Below are 14910 nucleotides of genomic sequence, written 5' to 3'. Positions count from 1 at the left end.
AGAATCATGGGCGTACCCTTAGAAGGTGAACCAGTACAAATACATAGCTATAAACACAATGGGCACATCCATCGCGTCTGGGAAGAAACAACCGTATTAAAAGGATCTCAGAATTTAGTGATAGGTGGAAATGATCGGACGATTGTGACGGAATCAGATGGAAGAACGTGGGTAACAAGGGAGCCAGCCATTTGTTACTTCCATTCACAATATTGGTTTAATGTGATTGGAATGATTCGTGAGGATGGCATATATTATTATTGCAATATTAGTTCACCATTTATTTTTGATGGGGAAGCACTAAAGTATATTGATTATGATTTAGATATTAAGGTGTTTCCGGACATGACATTTAATTTATTAGATGAGGATGAGTATGAACGGCATCGTCGTGAAATGAACTATCCGGAGGTCATCGACCAAATTCTTAAACGAAATGTGGACATACTGATTCGCTGGATTCGTCAGCGCAATGGCCCATTCGCACCCGATTTTATCGATATTTGGTATGAGCGGTATTTAACCTACAGACGTTAGGTAGAGGATGTGGGTCGTTGGCTAGAGTAAAAGAAAACCGAAGCAGAATCATTGCTTCGGTTTTTGTCTATTTATTGCACAGAATCTTTCTTAATTAATACTTCCTTTTGATGAAAAGAATGAAAGCTAGAAATCAATGTTTCAAGATGTTCTACCTGTTCGCCATAATCAATGATGGATGCGACGATTTGCATCATATGGTACAAGCTCGGGTTTTCATGTTCTGAGAATTCTTTTTGATGAATTAAGAAGAGGTCAAATAATTCTTTTTTATTTAAACAAACAATACCCTCTCCGGCAACAGGTGGATTTGGAATCTTACCACTAAATCGTAATATAAGATGTTCCTGATGATAGATAAGGCAATCTAATTGCTCCTGTATTGAAAGCTGAAATTTTTCAGGAAGGTGTAGTATTTCATTTTCAAATCGATGCAATCGTCTTAGCGTATCCAGTCCTTTTTTATTGGCCGTAATCATTTGTCGATATATAACAAGCTTCCGTGATTTATCCACAGTGTTTTTTTTAAAATAAATTCGTTCCTCCTTATACATCATGTAAAACTGCCCCATTTTATTGATATTATTTTTTAATTTTTCAATATCCCTTTTAAGGTTTTGATGACCAAAATCATGGCGAGTACTCATACGAATCCAACGAATCATTTCTTCGGTTGTGCTAGAAATGCTGAAAAAAAGCTTCTTTTCATATTTTGGAGGCATAAAAAAGAGATTGACAATAAAGGCAGAAAAAACCCCAACCATGATTGTCGAGAAACGGATTTCGGCAAACTGAATAAAATTTCCGCCTTGTGTTTCCATAATCGACACTAACGTAACAAGTGAAAGTCCAATCGTATTTTCAAGTTTAAGCTTAAGATTTATGATAATGGCGATGATAGCAGCTATTCCGATAACGATAAAATGATTTCCTAAGAGAAGAACAAAAATGACGGCTAGCACTGCACCGATGATATTTCCTTGAATTTGTTCAATAATTGTTAAATAGGACCGATAAATGGTCGGTTGAATGGCAAATATCGCTGCAATACCTGCAAATACAGGTGAAGGTGAATGTAGCAGTTGCGCTAAATAAAGGGATAATACAAGGGCTATTCCCGTTTTTAAGATTCGGGCACCTAGCTTCATATTAAATAATTTCCTTTCGAAAATGTAATTTTATTATGTATGTTCATAAATAATAATAATGTACTATACAGTGATTAAATTATAATATCAAGGATAATTATATGAACAATTTATTAAAAAAAGAATAAAAAAACGTCCATCAATGAAAGTGGACGTCTTTTTAAAGAGATAATTTGACATCGAAAATTGTCCGACCGAGGCGCTTTTCTGTTTGTCCAGCTCCAGCGCCTAGCCCCTCGAGGTCATAAGCCACTTCCAAAATGAAGGCAAAAAACGCCTTCTTTTTGGAAGCGTCTTATGCTTGTCGGGGCTGATCAAGGCGCTTCCGCTTTTCTTTTTATTCCGTTGAAACGGATGGGTCTGCCTGCTCTTTGACAGGCAGAATTTGCACAAAGTGTTCCTCTGGATTGCTTAGAAGGGTTCGGAGCTCGCTTGCTTCTTCAGACTGACCACTTTTTTCGAGTAAGTCAGTATACCTGCTTAATAGCTCGACTAGATCCTTTTTACCTTTATCGTTTAGGTTAAGGACAGAAACGTTTGCTCCTTTTGCAATCCTTCTTCTAATCGCATCCTTTGTCATGCCGACTTCTGGCTGATGACGGATGTATACCACTCCGCCAGTCATTCCGGCACAAATCCATGGTCCAGGGTCGCCCAATACGAGGCCGCGGCCGTTTGTCATGTATTCAAAGGCAAATCCTTTAATATTAGCATTAGCGCCAATGTTGCCAAATTCTTGATGCGGGATCGGTTTTTTCACAGATCCGCCGATAATCAGATCCGCCCCTGAAAGTCGAATTCCTGCACGGGCATCGGCATTGCCCTGTGCGACTAAGAGACCTTTTTGTGCTCCGTAACCGAAACCTTTTCCAACGGAGCCGTTGTAATAGTGACCATTTTTTCCTTTAGACTTAAGGATATGAATAGTACCGCCGAAGGAAGTTTTTCCAACACCGTCTTGACCACCACCGGTAACTGTGATGTCAATTCCTTCACTATTATAGGCGCCTAAGCCGTTTCCAGGGATGGAGCCTTCCTTGTATTTAAGCTGAACATGCGGAAGCTGCATGTAGGAGCCGTCCAGTCTGCCGCGGACACGGTGACAGGATACACGGCTGCCTAAAACCCGCTGTTCTGATGTTACACTAACAAATTCACGTGAGGAATGTAATTGTTCGATACTTGCATCGAGATACTCTGCTCCAACTGCTACTTGCATTTGGACCTCTTCAGTCGCTTTTGATCCTTTTGGTTTAGATAGCTGGCTAACTTCCAGTGTTTTAATCAGGTAGGAGAGATCAAGCAGATTCTGACCATTAACTTGTTCTAATAAATCTGATCGGCCAACAGCCTCCTGTAAGTTCCGAATTCCTAAAGATGCTGCTAGCGCCTTTACTTCGTTTCCAAATGCAGTATAAAGGTTCATAATTCCTTGAACTGCTAATTCTAATTGTCTCGGTACAAAACGACGCAGTCCATGCTCTTTTGCTTGGGCTTCTGATTCTATTTGGGTAGCGATTCCCACATGGCATGTGTCTAAATGGCAGCCACGGCATGTCGTACAGCCGATTGCGAGCATGGATAAGGTTCCAAAACCAATTCGATTCGCACCAAGCAGCATAACCTTAATGACGTCTACTGCGCTCTTCATTCCACCGTCGGCCCATAATTCTACTTTATGGCGAAGCTCGCTTTCTAACAAGGCATTATGAGCCGCTTTTACGCCAATCTCAACCGGAAGTCCGACATGCTGAAGAGCATGAATTCTTGCCGCACCGGTCCCGCCATCAAAGCCGCTGAGAGTAATAATGTCTGCACCTGCTTTGGCTATACCAACTGCAATGGTTCCGATATTAGGAACGACCGGTACCTTAACTGCAATTTTTGCCTGATCATTTGCTGTCTTTAATTCCTGAATCATTTGAGCTAAATCTTCGATGGAATAAATATCATGGTTATTTGATGGTGAGATCAAATCAGAGCCCAGTGTGGCATTACGGGCTGCCGCAACCTTTGCTGTTACCTTTGAGCCAGGAAGATGCCCGCCTTCACCAGGCTTTGCCCCCTGCCCAATTTTAATTTCAAGCAGATTAGAGGAGTTTAAGAGCTCTGCATTAACTCCGAAACGGCCGGAGGCAATTTGCTGACCTCTTGTTTTCGGATACTTTCCAAGCATATCCTTAATCTCTCCGCCTTCACCATTGAGGCTGACCATGTTCAAGCGATCAGCCCCTTTAGCATAGGCTCTGAAGGCTGTTTCATTTTGCGAACCAAATGACATCGAAGAAATCACGAACGGTAAATCATGCTCTCCGACTCGAATATCAACCAATTCAGGAGAGATGGATTGATTACCTTTCTTTAATTGAATCAGGTGACGAATCGTGATGGGATTATCCCTCTCTTGTTCAGTAATTTTATCGCGATAAACACTGTAATCACCTGTTGCCGCAACCTCGCTAATCGACTTCCAAATACGGGGAAAGAGGTGGAAGGTTTTCCCTACCCTTTCTTTTACGTTATGGTAATCCTCTGCTCTTGATAATGCATCTTGTTTCATGGCTTCAAAATCAGCTGCTATATCTTTTGATCCAAAAAAGTTTACGATATTTAACACATCGGCAACTTCCTCGTGTAAGCCGATACTGGAGAAGAGTCGGCCATAGCCGCGTAACTCATGAATTCCAATTGTAGAAATGACTTTTTCAAGCCCTTTCGATACTGCACTATACAAATTGAGCAGTGGTGACATCGATTCATCGAGCACAGTCATGAACATATAATAAGGGCTAATCAAATCTGCTCCCAAGCCAAAAACAGTTACAATGTCATGGAGTGATCGGATAGCTGCTGAGCGTAAAACTAATGAACAATCTCGCCGCAATTCAGCTTTGACTAATGCTTGGTCAATCGCTGATGTGGCAAGGTGCGGATCCATCCAATAAGAATCCTCGTGGTGAGCTTTAGCATCATCAAGAACAAGAATCGTTTTTCCCGACTTTACTGCTTGAACGGCTTCCTTAGCAAGCCTTTCGAGTGCTTCAGTAATTGTTTCCCTTTTACTAAAAGTAGTCGAAATAAACGCAGTTAATTTTTGCTCTTGAAAATAGTGAATGACTTGATCGAAGCTTGGCTGTCCCAACGTTTCATAACAGCTAAATCCGGCTTTTCCTTCCAACAGAAGGGGAGTAAGTAGTTCAATCACCGTGTTAGTTGGTTCATTTTGGAACAGTGTTGGTCTTTTTCCAATAATAACACGTGTTGAAAAATGTTCAGTTTCCCTGTCGCGGTCAATCGCAGGATTCGTAACAACCGCAACACTTTCTTTTAAGTAATCCGCTAGATTGATTCGTTCTGGATTAAGAGCCGCAAGTGGAGCATCATGCCCAAGTGATCGAATCGGCTCGACACCTTTTTCAGCCATTTGTTCGATTAATTGAATGTGATCGCGTTCCCAGCCAAATGCTTTATATTGACCGTTATGAATTTTATCAGGATAATTCATCGTTATCACTTTATTTAAGGTAGGGACCTGTAGTCTGAGTCTTGCTTCATGGAGATTTACTCGCTTGGAAAAACGCTGATATACTTCATTCTGGTAGTGGTTTTGCTCATAAACTACTAATTCTTCTCCGTTCCATTTAAATCCGACTTTTTCACCAGGTGCAAGCGGTTTCGGATCATTCATGTATTCACTTGATGGTATAATTCCCGGCTCAGAGGAGAACAAATAAGAGCTTTCTGTCTCAAGCATCCACAGTGGGCGTAAGCCTAGTGCATCCACACTAAATACGGCTTCATCTCCGAATCTTGAAATAATTCCGGCAGGTCCTTGTGCAAAATGCCCCCAGCTTTCTCGAAGATACGTATATAAATCTTGTAAATGAGCAGGATAGGCCTTTATTTCATTGATAATCGGCGGAAATAGAACATCCATTGCTTCGAATAAGGAATAGCCATCCCGACAGATCAACGTTTCTATAGTTCTGCTTAAATCCTGTGAGTCACTGCCATCTTTTACAAGCGGTACTCCAATCATTTTGGCTTCATCACGAAGCTTTGCTATCGTATTAATTTCTCCATTATGCCCAAGCACACTAAATGGCTGCACACGAAAAAAGCTCGAAAGAGTATTGGTTGAATAGCGATTGTGTCCAAGTGTCATTGTCGATGCTACAAGTGGGCTTGCTAAATCCTGATAGTAGCGTGGAAGAATATCGCCTGCTCCCATAACCTTATAGACAGCGTGATTTTGACTGAGTGAAGCTACATGGACTTGTTCGTTTGTTTCAAAATCAACTAAGCATTCAAAAAGTGCTTTTGTTAGTTCTTGCCCTTTTTTTGCTGAAAGAATGGCAAATTGCCAAAATACCGGATTTTCCTGAATGGCGATCGGACCTAGGGCAGAAGGATTTGTCACATGATTCGTTTCTAATACGAGTTCAAAATGATTTTTCTCCAGTTTTGTAAGTAATTCTTTTTTTGTTTCATTCCAGTTTGCTTTTTGGCTGATGAAAATATGACCAACTGCAAAGCCTTCATGATCAACAATGGTAGTATCAATACCTGCAGTCCGTAATTTTTCTTTCCAAAGCTTTCTTGGAATATCAATATGAATCCCAACACCATCACCTTCACCATCGATAAAGCCTGCGCGGTGATTCATTGTGACAAGTGCATGAATACAATTGAAGATATTTTTTCTCGTTGGCTGCTTCTTTTTCTCGAGACAAGCAACGATTCCACAGGCATCGTGCTCATGTTTATGGAAATCTTTGAAAAGGGAAGGGGTCCATTTTTGTGTCATTTTTACGGCTAAGAAGGAAGACCTCTTAAGCCGCTTCACCTCCTATTAAACTATTGGAATAGGCAACTTTTTGTTATGGTGGATATTACTTTAATGGGGCATCAAGTTAAAGGGATAAAATAAAAATAATAATTTAATAGTATCATATGAATTTTCAGAAATCAAATAAATATGCAATGTTTTGGATAAAAAATGCGCTGGTAAATTACGGTGAAAAAATGAAGAAAAACTATTTTGTAAACGTTTTCAAGTGAAACGTAAAATAAAAGGGAGTAAAATTCACTCCCTTTTATTGTATAAATATTGAATATTTATTCAGATTTAAGTGATGAAAATGCATTGTTAACTGCATGAAGAGTCGCTTCGACATCTTCTTCTGTATGGGCGATAGTCAAAAACCATGCTTCGTATTTTGATGGAGCAAGATTAATACCTTGGTGGAGCATTAGCTTGAAGAATTTAGCAAACATTTCTCCATCCGTGTTTAGAGCCTGATCGTAATTTTCGATTGTTTCTTTTGTGAAGTAAACCGTTAAAGCACCTTTTAAGCGATTAATGGTAATATCAATACCATGTTCTTTTGCGGAAGATAGAATCCCTTCCTCAAGCATTGCACCTAATCGGTCCAAATAATCGTAAACGCCGTCCTGCTTTAAGACTTCAAGGCAGGCAATACCGGCAAGGATGGAGGCAGGATTTCCAGCCATCGTTCCCGCTTGATAGGCTGGGCCGAGTGGTGCAACCTTTTCCATGATCTCTTTCCGTCCGCCATATGCGCCAATTGGCAGACCGCCGCCGATAATTTTTCCTAGCGCAGTTAAATCCGGCTTAATACCAAGCAAATCTTGAGCACCGCCATACATAAAACGGAAAGCAGTTATTACTTCATCGTAAATTACCAGTGCGCCTGCTGCATGGGTAAGATCATTTACTTGCTGAAGGAAGCCCGGTTTTGGCTCAACAATACCAAAGTTACCAACAATAGGTTCCACTAATACTCCAGCTACTTGGTCTCCCCATTTCTCAAGGGCCTCTTTAAATGGTTCAATATCATTAAAAGGAACCGTGATGACTTCTTGAGCAATACTTTTAGGAACACCGGCAGAGTCAGGGGTTCCAAGGGTTGAAGGACCTGATCCTGCAGCTACTAGGACAAGGTCGGAATGCCCGTGATAGCAGCCGGCAAACTTAATAATTTTATCTCTCCCAGTATATGCACGAGCGACACGAATCGTTGTCATGACGGCTTCTGTTCCGGAGTTCATAAAGCGAACTTTATCAAGTGATGGAATTGCTTCTTTTAACATTTTCGCAAATTTGACCTCGTGTGGTGTAGGTGTGCCATAGAGAACACCAGTTTCAGCTGCCTTTACAATCGCTTTTGTAATATGCGGATGGGCATGGCCGGTGATAATCGGACCGTAGGCAGCAAGATAATCGATATATTGATTGCCGTCGACGTCCCAGAAGTAGGCTCCTTGTCCTCGTTCCATGGCAACTGGAGAGCCGCCTCCTACTGCTTTATAAGAGCGGGAAGGACTGTTGACCCCCCCAACGATGTGCTGAAGTGCTTCATTATGTAATGACTCGGAATTAGAAAACTGCATAATCTTTCCTCCTTAAGTTTTGTTCTTTCTTATTTTAACACTATTATTATGCTAATTTCTTTTTTTAAAATTTGAGAAAATGGATTATATGCAGAAAATTTGTTTTACCAGCACTATTTAGCTAAACTATTTCTTTAGGATATGCTTCAGGAGGAATAAGAATGACAAATGCAATCGAAGTGAAAGATCTTCGCAAGGAATTTAAGGCCTATTCAAGCCGAAAAGGCTTAAAGGGGGCGTTTCGCGACCTTTTTACCCGAAATTATAAGATTGTACCTGCGGTGAATGATATTAATTTCTCAGTGCGGCAAGGGGAAATGGTTGGTTATATTGGTGAAAATGGAGCAGGGAAATCAACGACGATTAAAATGCTGACAGGAATTTTGACGCCAACATCGGGGGAAATCTCGGTTAATAGCATGAATCCCCATAAAGAGCGGGAGAAATTTGTACAAACAATTGGTGTTGTGTTTGGACAGAGGTCACAATTATGGTGGGATATTGCCGTCCAAGAATCATTTCGTCTTTTGAAAAAAGTATATAAAGTTTCCGACGCAGATTATAACAGTCATATGGGCCATGTGATTAAAACATTGGATATTGAACCGCTATTAGATAAACCTGTCCGAAAATTATCACTTGGTCAAAGAATGAGATGCGAACTTGCTGCTGCTTTGATTCACAATCCGCCGCTCTTGTTTTTGGATGAGCCAACAATTGGATTAGATGTTTTAGTTAAATTGAAGATACGTGAATTCCTAAAAGAAATAAACGAGAAATATAATACGACTATCTTACTGACAACCCATGATTTATCTGACATTGAAGCGTTATGTGACCGCGTGATTATGCTTGATGAAGGGAAAATTATTTATGATGGGGCATTGCATCAATTAAAAGAGAAATGGGGCGAAGGAAAAGAACTGCAGTTCCAATTTCTTGATCCAGTTCATGTTAACTCACTAGTCGCAATAACCGGCAGTTTGCCTGTTAAGTGGGAAGTGGATGAAAAAGAGCAAATATTTGTTGCTTCCATAGAGGATAGCGATGTGCTTGTCTCGCAAGTGATTGCAAGAGTTGTGTCTTCATTTAAAATAAAGGACATTAAAATGAAGGAAATATCTACTGAAGAAATCATTCGCAATATTTATGAAAAGGGTTTGGCATAAAGGGGTGAGACTAGCGTGGATAAATATTTAGAAATGATTAGAATCCGCTTTTTAATGATGCTCGCCTATCGGACTAATTATTATACAGGTATCATTATTTATAGTATTAATATCGGAGCTTATTATTTTTTGTGGACAGCGATCTATGGGGAGAAGCAGCAAATAGTCGGGCTTTCAGTCGCACAAATGACTACTTATGTCGCGATTTCCTGGATGGCTCGAGCGTTTTATTTTAATAACCTTGACCGAGAAATGGCGCTCGAAATTATGGAAGGGAAGGTAGCAACCGAATTAATAAGACCTTACAACTATCTTGTTATGAAAACGATGCAGGGATTTGGTGAAGGAATTTTTCGGCTTTTCCTTTTTTCTGTACCTGGTTTTGTGATTGTATCGTTTATTTTCCCCGTGAAAATAAGCTGGGATCCCAGTGTATGGGGGTTATTTTCCATTTCCATTTTATTCAGCTTTTTTATCAATACCCAGTTAAATTTATTAACGGGAATCACCACTTTCTTCTTATATAATAATGCGGGATTAATTCGAGCGAAGCGTGTTGTAATTGATCTGTTTTCGGGCTTGCTTCTTCCTATTAGCTTCTTTCCGGGGTGGGCGCAAGCAGCAATGAAATATCTGCCTTTTCAAGGAATTAGCTATATCCCCAGTATGATTTTTACAAAAGGATTTTCCCATGAGCAGGCAGTAGCTGCGATTGGTGGGCAGTTTATTTGGGTTATCATTCTTATTCTGCCTATTCAGTTGCTATGGTATTTTGCCAAAAAGCAATTGATTATTCAAGGGGGGTAAGATGTTGTTTTATACATCCATGTTTTTTCAATATATTGCTCAATATTTAAAAACACGCTTTCAGTATCGGGCTGATTTATTTGTTGAATTTTTCTCGGATTTATTCTCACAGGCTATAAACCTTGTATTTATATTGATTGTTTTTGGACACACTAGCTTGCTACACGGATGGAATAAAGATGAAATTATTTTTATCTATGGATTTTTTCTTGTTCCCTATGCTTTGTTTTCGGCTTTCTTTAATATTTGGGATTTCAATGAAAGATATATCGTAAAAGGGGAACTGGACCGAATATTAACAAGGCCTATTCATAGCCTCTTTCAGATCATACTTGAGAGAATGGAACTTGAATCGTTAGTAGGAGCCATCACTGGAATAGCCGTAATGTTTTATGCTGGAAGTCGACTAGGGATTAAAATCACTTGGTACGATCCTTTTCTGTTTCTTGTCTTTGTTTTCGGCGGAGCCCTTGTTTATGGTGGTGTTTTCGTAATGATTGCCTGTATTAGCTTCTGGGCTGACGCGAGAACATCTATCATGCCAATGATGTATAATATCAGCAACTATGGCCGCTACCCAGTAGATATTTATAATTCTGTCATTCGCTTTGTGTTAACATGGATCTTGCCGTTTGCCTTTGTTGGTGTGTACCCTGCTTCCTTTTTTCTTGGAAAAAAAGAATGGTTTGGATATGCATTTCTTACACCATTGATAGGAATCATCTTTTTTACTCTTTCAGTATTTTTATGGAACCATGGTGTGAAAAAATACCGAGGTGCAGGGAATTAGCATTTATTTTTTGATATTTTGGCGGCCAAGCATGCATAGAAATAGAATATCATGAGTAGAATTTTGAGGTGGTTTCATGCTGTTCTATTTCCTTATGCCCGTCGTTATATTTTGTATCTTTATGAGCTTGAGAACACTTTTTACTCCGAACACACTTAGAGGAAAATTAGTTTCGGTTGAAAATTTCCTATATTTAGGGACGGTATATTTAACAGTCATTATCGGATATGGTCTAATTTATCTTCTTTTTGATTTAATCGGGAAATCGATCTTAATTGAAATGAATGAACAAACTCGGAATAATATATTTGAAACAAGCTTTTATTTTAGTGCGATGACCCTTTTTTCAGTAGGGAATGGGGATGTGATCCCAAATGGTATTGGCAGGTTTGTCGCTGTGACCGAGGCATTGATTGGTTATACCATGCCGGCCGCCTTCGTTGCTAAGGCGATGTTAAATCGTGAAAAATAAGGTTGGCGTTTGCGATGTCAAGATTATTTAGGCTAAGATGAAATAAAGGCAAATTTAACAAAGAGGTGTATATTGATGGCAGTTGAAACAGGAATGTTAGCACCGGATTTTACATTAGAGGCAAGTAATGGTGAGACAGTCAAATTATCTGATTTTCGGGGAAAGAATGTAGTACTTTACTTTTATCCAAAGGATATGACCCCAGGCTGTACGACAGAGGCATGTGATTTTCGTGACCAAATCCAACAATTTGAAGAAGTCAATGCTGTAATATTAGGGGTAAGCCCGGATCCGATTAATCGTCATCAACAATTCACTGAAAAATATGGCTTACCGTTTTTGCTGCTCGCTGATACGGAGCATAAAGCAGCAGATGTATATGGTGTTTGGAAGTTAAAGAAGAACTTTGGGAAAGAATATATGGGTATTGAACGATCTACTTTTATTCTTGATAAAGATGGAAAACTCGTGAGAGAGTGGAGAAAGGTTAAGGTAAAAGGGCATGTGGAAGAAGCGTTAATGTATATAAAAGATCATATCCAATAACCGCTTCGGCCCACTACAGCCTATTTTTTTCACCAAAGGCATTTGTCCAATGCAATAATAGCCATCTTGAATATCATTTTATTAGGGCATACCTCCTCAGATAAAACGTTTGGGTCGTTCATCGACCCTTTTTTTTATGCCTTGAGAACATTTTAAGTTTCTTAAAGGCTAATACAGGTGATATCATGATAATAATAGTGTAAATTGTCGGAATAAATATCTCTGGGGGGATTAGAAATGAAAATATATACAAAAACAGGTGATAAGGGTACGACTTCTTTACTATACGGGCAAAGGGTACCCAAGACGGATGCTCGTGTTGAAGCCTATGGTACCTGTGACGAAACCAATTCAATGATCGGACTCGCTCTAAGCTATTTAACTGAAGAGAACTTTCAAGGAAAAGAAATAATTGAGGAACTATTTCATAAAATACAAACAACCCTTTTCCATGTAGGAGCAGAGCTGGCTACACCAAAAGGAAAGGAAGTAAAGTGGTCGTTAACTTCTTCAGATATTGAGGAAATGGAAAAACATATCGACAATTGGAACGAATCTCTTCCTGAATTAACAAATTTTATTTTACCAGGTGGACATTCAGCCGGTGCAGCCTTTCATGTAGCACGGACAATTGCCAGAAGAGCTGAAAGATGTGCAGTTGAACTTGGGGAAGAGGTGAATCCTCTCGTTCTTGCCTATTTAAACCGACTCTCGGATTTATTATTTGTAGCGGCACGCTATGTTAACGATCAACTGGGCTATAAAGAACAAGGGTTACATCAATAAAACCTTCTGTTTATGAGTTCACAATATTGACAAAGGTATTATTGAGTTAGTAAACTAATTATAACAATTATAATCTAAGAATATTTTTGGAAAAGAGGTGCATGGCGATGAATCAATTAAAAGAAGCGTTGGATACCCTAAAAGAAACGGGGGTAAGAATCACCCCACAACGTCATGCGATACTTGAGTATTTAATAAACTCGATGTCACATCCTACAGCAGATGAAATATATAAAGCACTAGAGGGAAAATTCCCTAATATGAGTGTGGCAACAGTTTACAATAATTTGCGAGTATTTCGTGAAGTGGGTTTAGTTAAAGAATTAACGTATGGTGATGCATCAAGTCGCTTTGATTTTGTGACAACAAATCATTATCATGTAATTTGTGAGAACTGTGGAAAAATAGTTGATTTTTACTACCCTGGTTTAGATGAAGTGGAACAGCTTGCTTCACATGTAACAGGATTTAAAGTTGACAACCACCGGATGGAAATTTACGGTTCCTGTCCGGAATGTTCCAGTAAAGAAGTACATTAATGTAAGAGCCGATTCTTTGGAACCGGCTTTTTTTATTTACTCGATTTTTTATTATAGCTCTCATCAAATTCTTTTCCCTCAAGAATTGGGTCGAGGGTTAATGGTTCACGGCAATGCATGCACATATCGACTCTTCCAAGCATTTTAGTGGCCTTACCACAGCTTGGACATTTTACTTGAATAGATTTTGTCGATAACATTCCAATCCAAAAATAAACAACCGTACTTGCAATAATAAAAAGTAGACCCAAAAGCATGAAGATGGACATAATAAGTGGTGAGGTTCTAAAATAAATTCCACCGTACATAACAAAAAAACCAATAAAAATTAATGCAAGCGCAAACGAACGGATCTTATTTATTTTACTTGAATATTTAGGCATTTGTTTCCCTCCTAGAAAAACTATATCATATCCGGGAAAAAATGCTATATTCAAAAAATGTCGAAATTTGTCTTAAATGAAAGAAGGAAATTAATCGTAACTGTCGAACATATAGTCTAACGAAAAAAATGGAGGAATGATGAATGGAAGACATCCTTCGCCCCATCTATCAAGAAAGGGCAAGTCAAGCAATTACTCTCGGAGTATTGATGGTGGAAAAAAAACAAAAGTCTGGTTATTCAACTGATTCTTTTGATGATATTTTATTGATTATTGTAAAAGAAGCAGAGCAACCACTATTTATTAAGCATTATTCTTATCATGACAAAAAGGCTGCCATGCATATTATTACTCAAACGCAATTACAGGAATGGATTTTGTTAGGTACCAATCGAAAAATATTTGAATGGATTCAAGATGCAAAAGTATTATTTGACCGGAACGATTACGTAGAAAATTTGAAAGTAGAATTGCGGGAGTTTCCTTTTAATGGGCGGAAAATCAAAATGGGTTTAGAGTTTGCCAAATTAATACGACGGTATGTTGATGGGAAAGCATTATTTGAAAACCGCCAATTTTTAGATGCATATAATCATGTTGTTCATTCGTTGCATCACCTAGCTAGATTGGCTGTAATTGAGAATGGTCTCCATCCTGAACTAACGGTTTGGCACCAAGTTAAACAAATTGAGCCTGAAATATTTAAATTATATGAAGAGCTTATTTGTAGTGAAGAAACGATTGAAAAGAGGCTCGAACTTTTATTTTTGGCCAGTGAATTCCTGATTCATTCCAGAACAAATATTGGAGCATCACATATATTGGACGTTCTAAACGAAAAAGAATATTGGTCTTTCAATGAGATCATGAGTGAAAAAGAATTAAGTTTATATTCCGTTGATATGGCAGTACTGCTTGAATATTTGATCGAAAAACATTTGGTTGAAGTCGTTAATATTGAAACGAAAGGTCATGGCGTATTTCATCGAAACTATCGTGCAACGAAAAAATTATCGTAAAAAAGCAAAAAACATATTGACCTTTTTTAAAATACTTGGTATATTAATAACCGTCGCTGCGAAACAAATTAAAAAAGCTTTCGTAAGTGACGGTTTCAAAAAAAAGTAATTGACATCACGATTCACTTCGTGATATAGTAAGAAAGTCGCTTCGGAGCGACAAACGAAATTGTTCTTTGAAAACTAAACAAACAAAAACGTCAACAAACAATAATAATTCACTTCATTTAATGATGTGAAGCCAACGTAAATTTCGAGCTAAATCAACTTTCTTGGAGAGTTTGATCCTGGCTCAGGACG

The 14910-nt window shown here is 38.8% G+C and carries 13 protein-coding genes; 9 read left to right on the top strand and 4 right to left on the bottom strand.

Annotation, left to right across the window (positions count from 1 at the left end; translation table 11 throughout):
- Window positions 1-6 precede the first annotated feature (6 nt).
- Window positions 7-537, top strand: coding sequence for a nucleoside tri-diphosphate phosphatase (gene ntdP / locus BN1082_RS08150; RefSeq protein ID WP_090633272.1), 531 nt, complete (start codon window positions 7-9; stop codon window positions 535-537).
- A 71-nt stretch (window positions 538-608) separates the two neighbouring features.
- Here ntdP and BN1082_RS08145 read toward each other — a convergent pair whose 3' ends face one another.
- From BN1082_RS08145 to BN1082_RS08135, 3 genes are all read right to left on the bottom strand, one after another.
- A complete protein-coding gene (locus BN1082_RS08145) occupies window positions 609-1685 on the bottom strand; it encodes an FUSC family protein (protein ID WP_090633270.1) in 1077 nt (358 codons plus the stop codon).
- A 337-nt stretch (window positions 1686-2022) separates the two neighbouring features.
- Complete coding sequence (locus BN1082_RS08140) at window positions 2023-6492, bottom strand: glutamate synthase-related protein (RefSeq protein WP_090633268.1); 4470 nt, start codon at window positions 6490-6492, stop codon at window positions 2023-2025.
- A 311-nt stretch (window positions 6493-6803) separates the two neighbouring features.
- Window positions 6804-8099, bottom strand: a complete 1296-nt coding sequence (locus BN1082_RS08135; RefSeq protein WP_090633267.1) for a glutamate-1-semialdehyde 2,1-aminomutase — start codon at window positions 8097-8099, stop codon at window positions 6804-6806.
- A 161-nt stretch (window positions 8100-8260) separates the two neighbouring features.
- Between BN1082_RS08135 and BN1082_RS08130 the strand changes: the two genes are divergently transcribed.
- The 7 genes from BN1082_RS08130 (at window position 8261) to perR (ending at window position 13208) form a co-directional block, all read left to right on the top strand.
- Window positions 8261-9268, top strand: a complete 1008-nt coding sequence (locus tag BN1082_RS08130) for an ABC transporter ATP-binding protein (protein ID WP_090633265.1) — start codon at window positions 8261-8263, stop codon at window positions 9266-9268.
- Window positions 9269-9283: 15 nt separating this feature from the next.
- Window positions 9284-10075, top strand: coding sequence for an ABC transporter permease (locus tag BN1082_RS08125; RefSeq protein WP_090633264.1), 792 nt, complete (start codon window positions 9284-9286; stop codon window positions 10073-10075).
- Window positions 10076-10079: 4 nt separating this feature from the next.
- Window positions 10080-10865 (top strand): ABC transporter permease, encoded by a 786-nt coding sequence (locus BN1082_RS08120; protein WP_090634883.1) that lies wholly within the window; start codon window positions 10080-10082, stop codon window positions 10863-10865.
- Between the two features lie 76 nt (window positions 10866-10941).
- Window positions 10942-11337: an ion channel gene (locus BN1082_RS08115; protein WP_090633263.1), complete on the top strand. Its 396-nt coding sequence runs from the start codon at window positions 10942-10944 to the stop codon at window positions 11335-11337.
- A 75-nt stretch (window positions 11338-11412) separates the two neighbouring features.
- The gene (bcp, locus tag BN1082_RS08110; protein ID WP_090633262.1) at window positions 11413-11883 is read left to right on the top strand and encodes a thioredoxin-dependent thiol peroxidase; all 471 of its coding nucleotides are present in this window, start codon (window positions 11413-11415) and stop codon (window positions 11881-11883) included.
- A gap of 237 nt (window positions 11884-12120) precedes the next feature.
- Window positions 12121-12669, top strand: a complete 549-nt coding sequence (locus BN1082_RS08105; protein WP_090633261.1) for a cob(I)yrinic acid a,c-diamide adenosyltransferase — start codon at window positions 12121-12123, stop codon at window positions 12667-12669.
- A 101-nt stretch (window positions 12670-12770) separates the two neighbouring features.
- Complete coding sequence (gene perR / locus BN1082_RS08100; RefSeq protein WP_090633260.1) at window positions 12771-13208, top strand: peroxide-responsive transcriptional repressor PerR; 438 nt, start codon at window positions 12771-12773, stop codon at window positions 13206-13208.
- Window positions 13209-13240: 32 nt separating this feature from the next.
- On the opposite strand, the gene BN1082_RS08095 is transcribed toward perR, so the two are convergent.
- On the bottom strand, window positions 13241-13591 hold the full coding sequence (locus BN1082_RS08095) for a YgzB family protein (protein WP_090633259.1): 351 nt from the start codon (window positions 13589-13591) through the stop codon (window positions 13241-13243).
- Between the two features lie 143 nt (window positions 13592-13734).
- On the opposite strand from BN1082_RS08095, the gene BN1082_RS08090 reads away from it, so the two are divergent.
- Complete coding sequence (locus BN1082_RS08090) at window positions 13735-14610, top strand: nucleotidyltransferase-like protein (RefSeq protein ID WP_090633258.1); 876 nt, start codon at window positions 13735-13737, stop codon at window positions 14608-14610.
- The last annotated feature ends 300 nt before the right edge of the window (window positions 14611-14910 follow it).

Source organism: Neobacillus massiliamazoniensis, assembly GCF_001048695.1.
Lineage (GTDB): Bacteria > Bacillota > Bacilli > Bacillales > Cytobacillaceae > Neobacillus > Neobacillus massiliamazoniensis.
Note: the sequence above shows the minus strand (reverse complement) of the source record. Positions and strands in the feature narration are given on the sequence as shown.

Coding starts and splice junctions, on each gene's coding strand:
- BN1082_RS08090 (WP_090633258.1), top strand. CDS start 13,735: ATGGAAGACATCCTTCGCCCCATCTATCAAGAAAGGGCAAGTCAAGCA.
- BN1082_RS08135 (WP_090633267.1), bottom strand. CDS start 8,099: ATGCAGTTTTCTAATTCCGAGTCATTACATAATGAAGCACTTCAGCAC.
- BN1082_RS08115 (WP_090633263.1), top strand. CDS start 10,942: ATGCTGTTCTATTTCCTTATGCCCGTCGTTATATTTTGTATCTTTATG.
- ntdP (WP_090633272.1), top strand. CDS start 7: ATGGGCGTACCCTTAGAAGGTGAACCAGTACAAATACATAGCTATAAA.
- BN1082_RS08095 (WP_090633259.1), bottom strand. CDS start 13,591: ATGCCTAAATATTCAAGTAAAATAAATAAGATCCGTTCGTTTGCGCTT.
- BN1082_RS08130 (WP_090633265.1), top strand. CDS start 8,261: ATGACAAATGCAATCGAAGTGAAAGATCTTCGCAAGGAATTTAAGGCC.
- BN1082_RS08145 (WP_090633270.1), bottom strand. CDS start 1,685: ATGAAGCTAGGTGCCCGAATCTTAAAAACGGGAATAGCCCTTGTATTA.
- perR (WP_090633260.1), top strand. CDS start 12,771: ATGGCGATGAATCAATTAAAAGAAGCGTTGGATACCCTAAAAGAAACG.
- BN1082_RS08140 (WP_090633268.1), bottom strand. CDS start 6,492: ATGACACAAAAATGGACCCCTTCCCTTTTCAAAGATTTCCATAAACAT.
- bcp (WP_090633262.1), top strand. CDS start 11,413: ATGGCAGTTGAAACAGGAATGTTAGCACCGGATTTTACATTAGAGGCA.
- BN1082_RS08105 (WP_090633261.1), top strand. CDS start 12,121: ATGAAAATATATACAAAAACAGGTGATAAGGGTACGACTTCTTTACTA.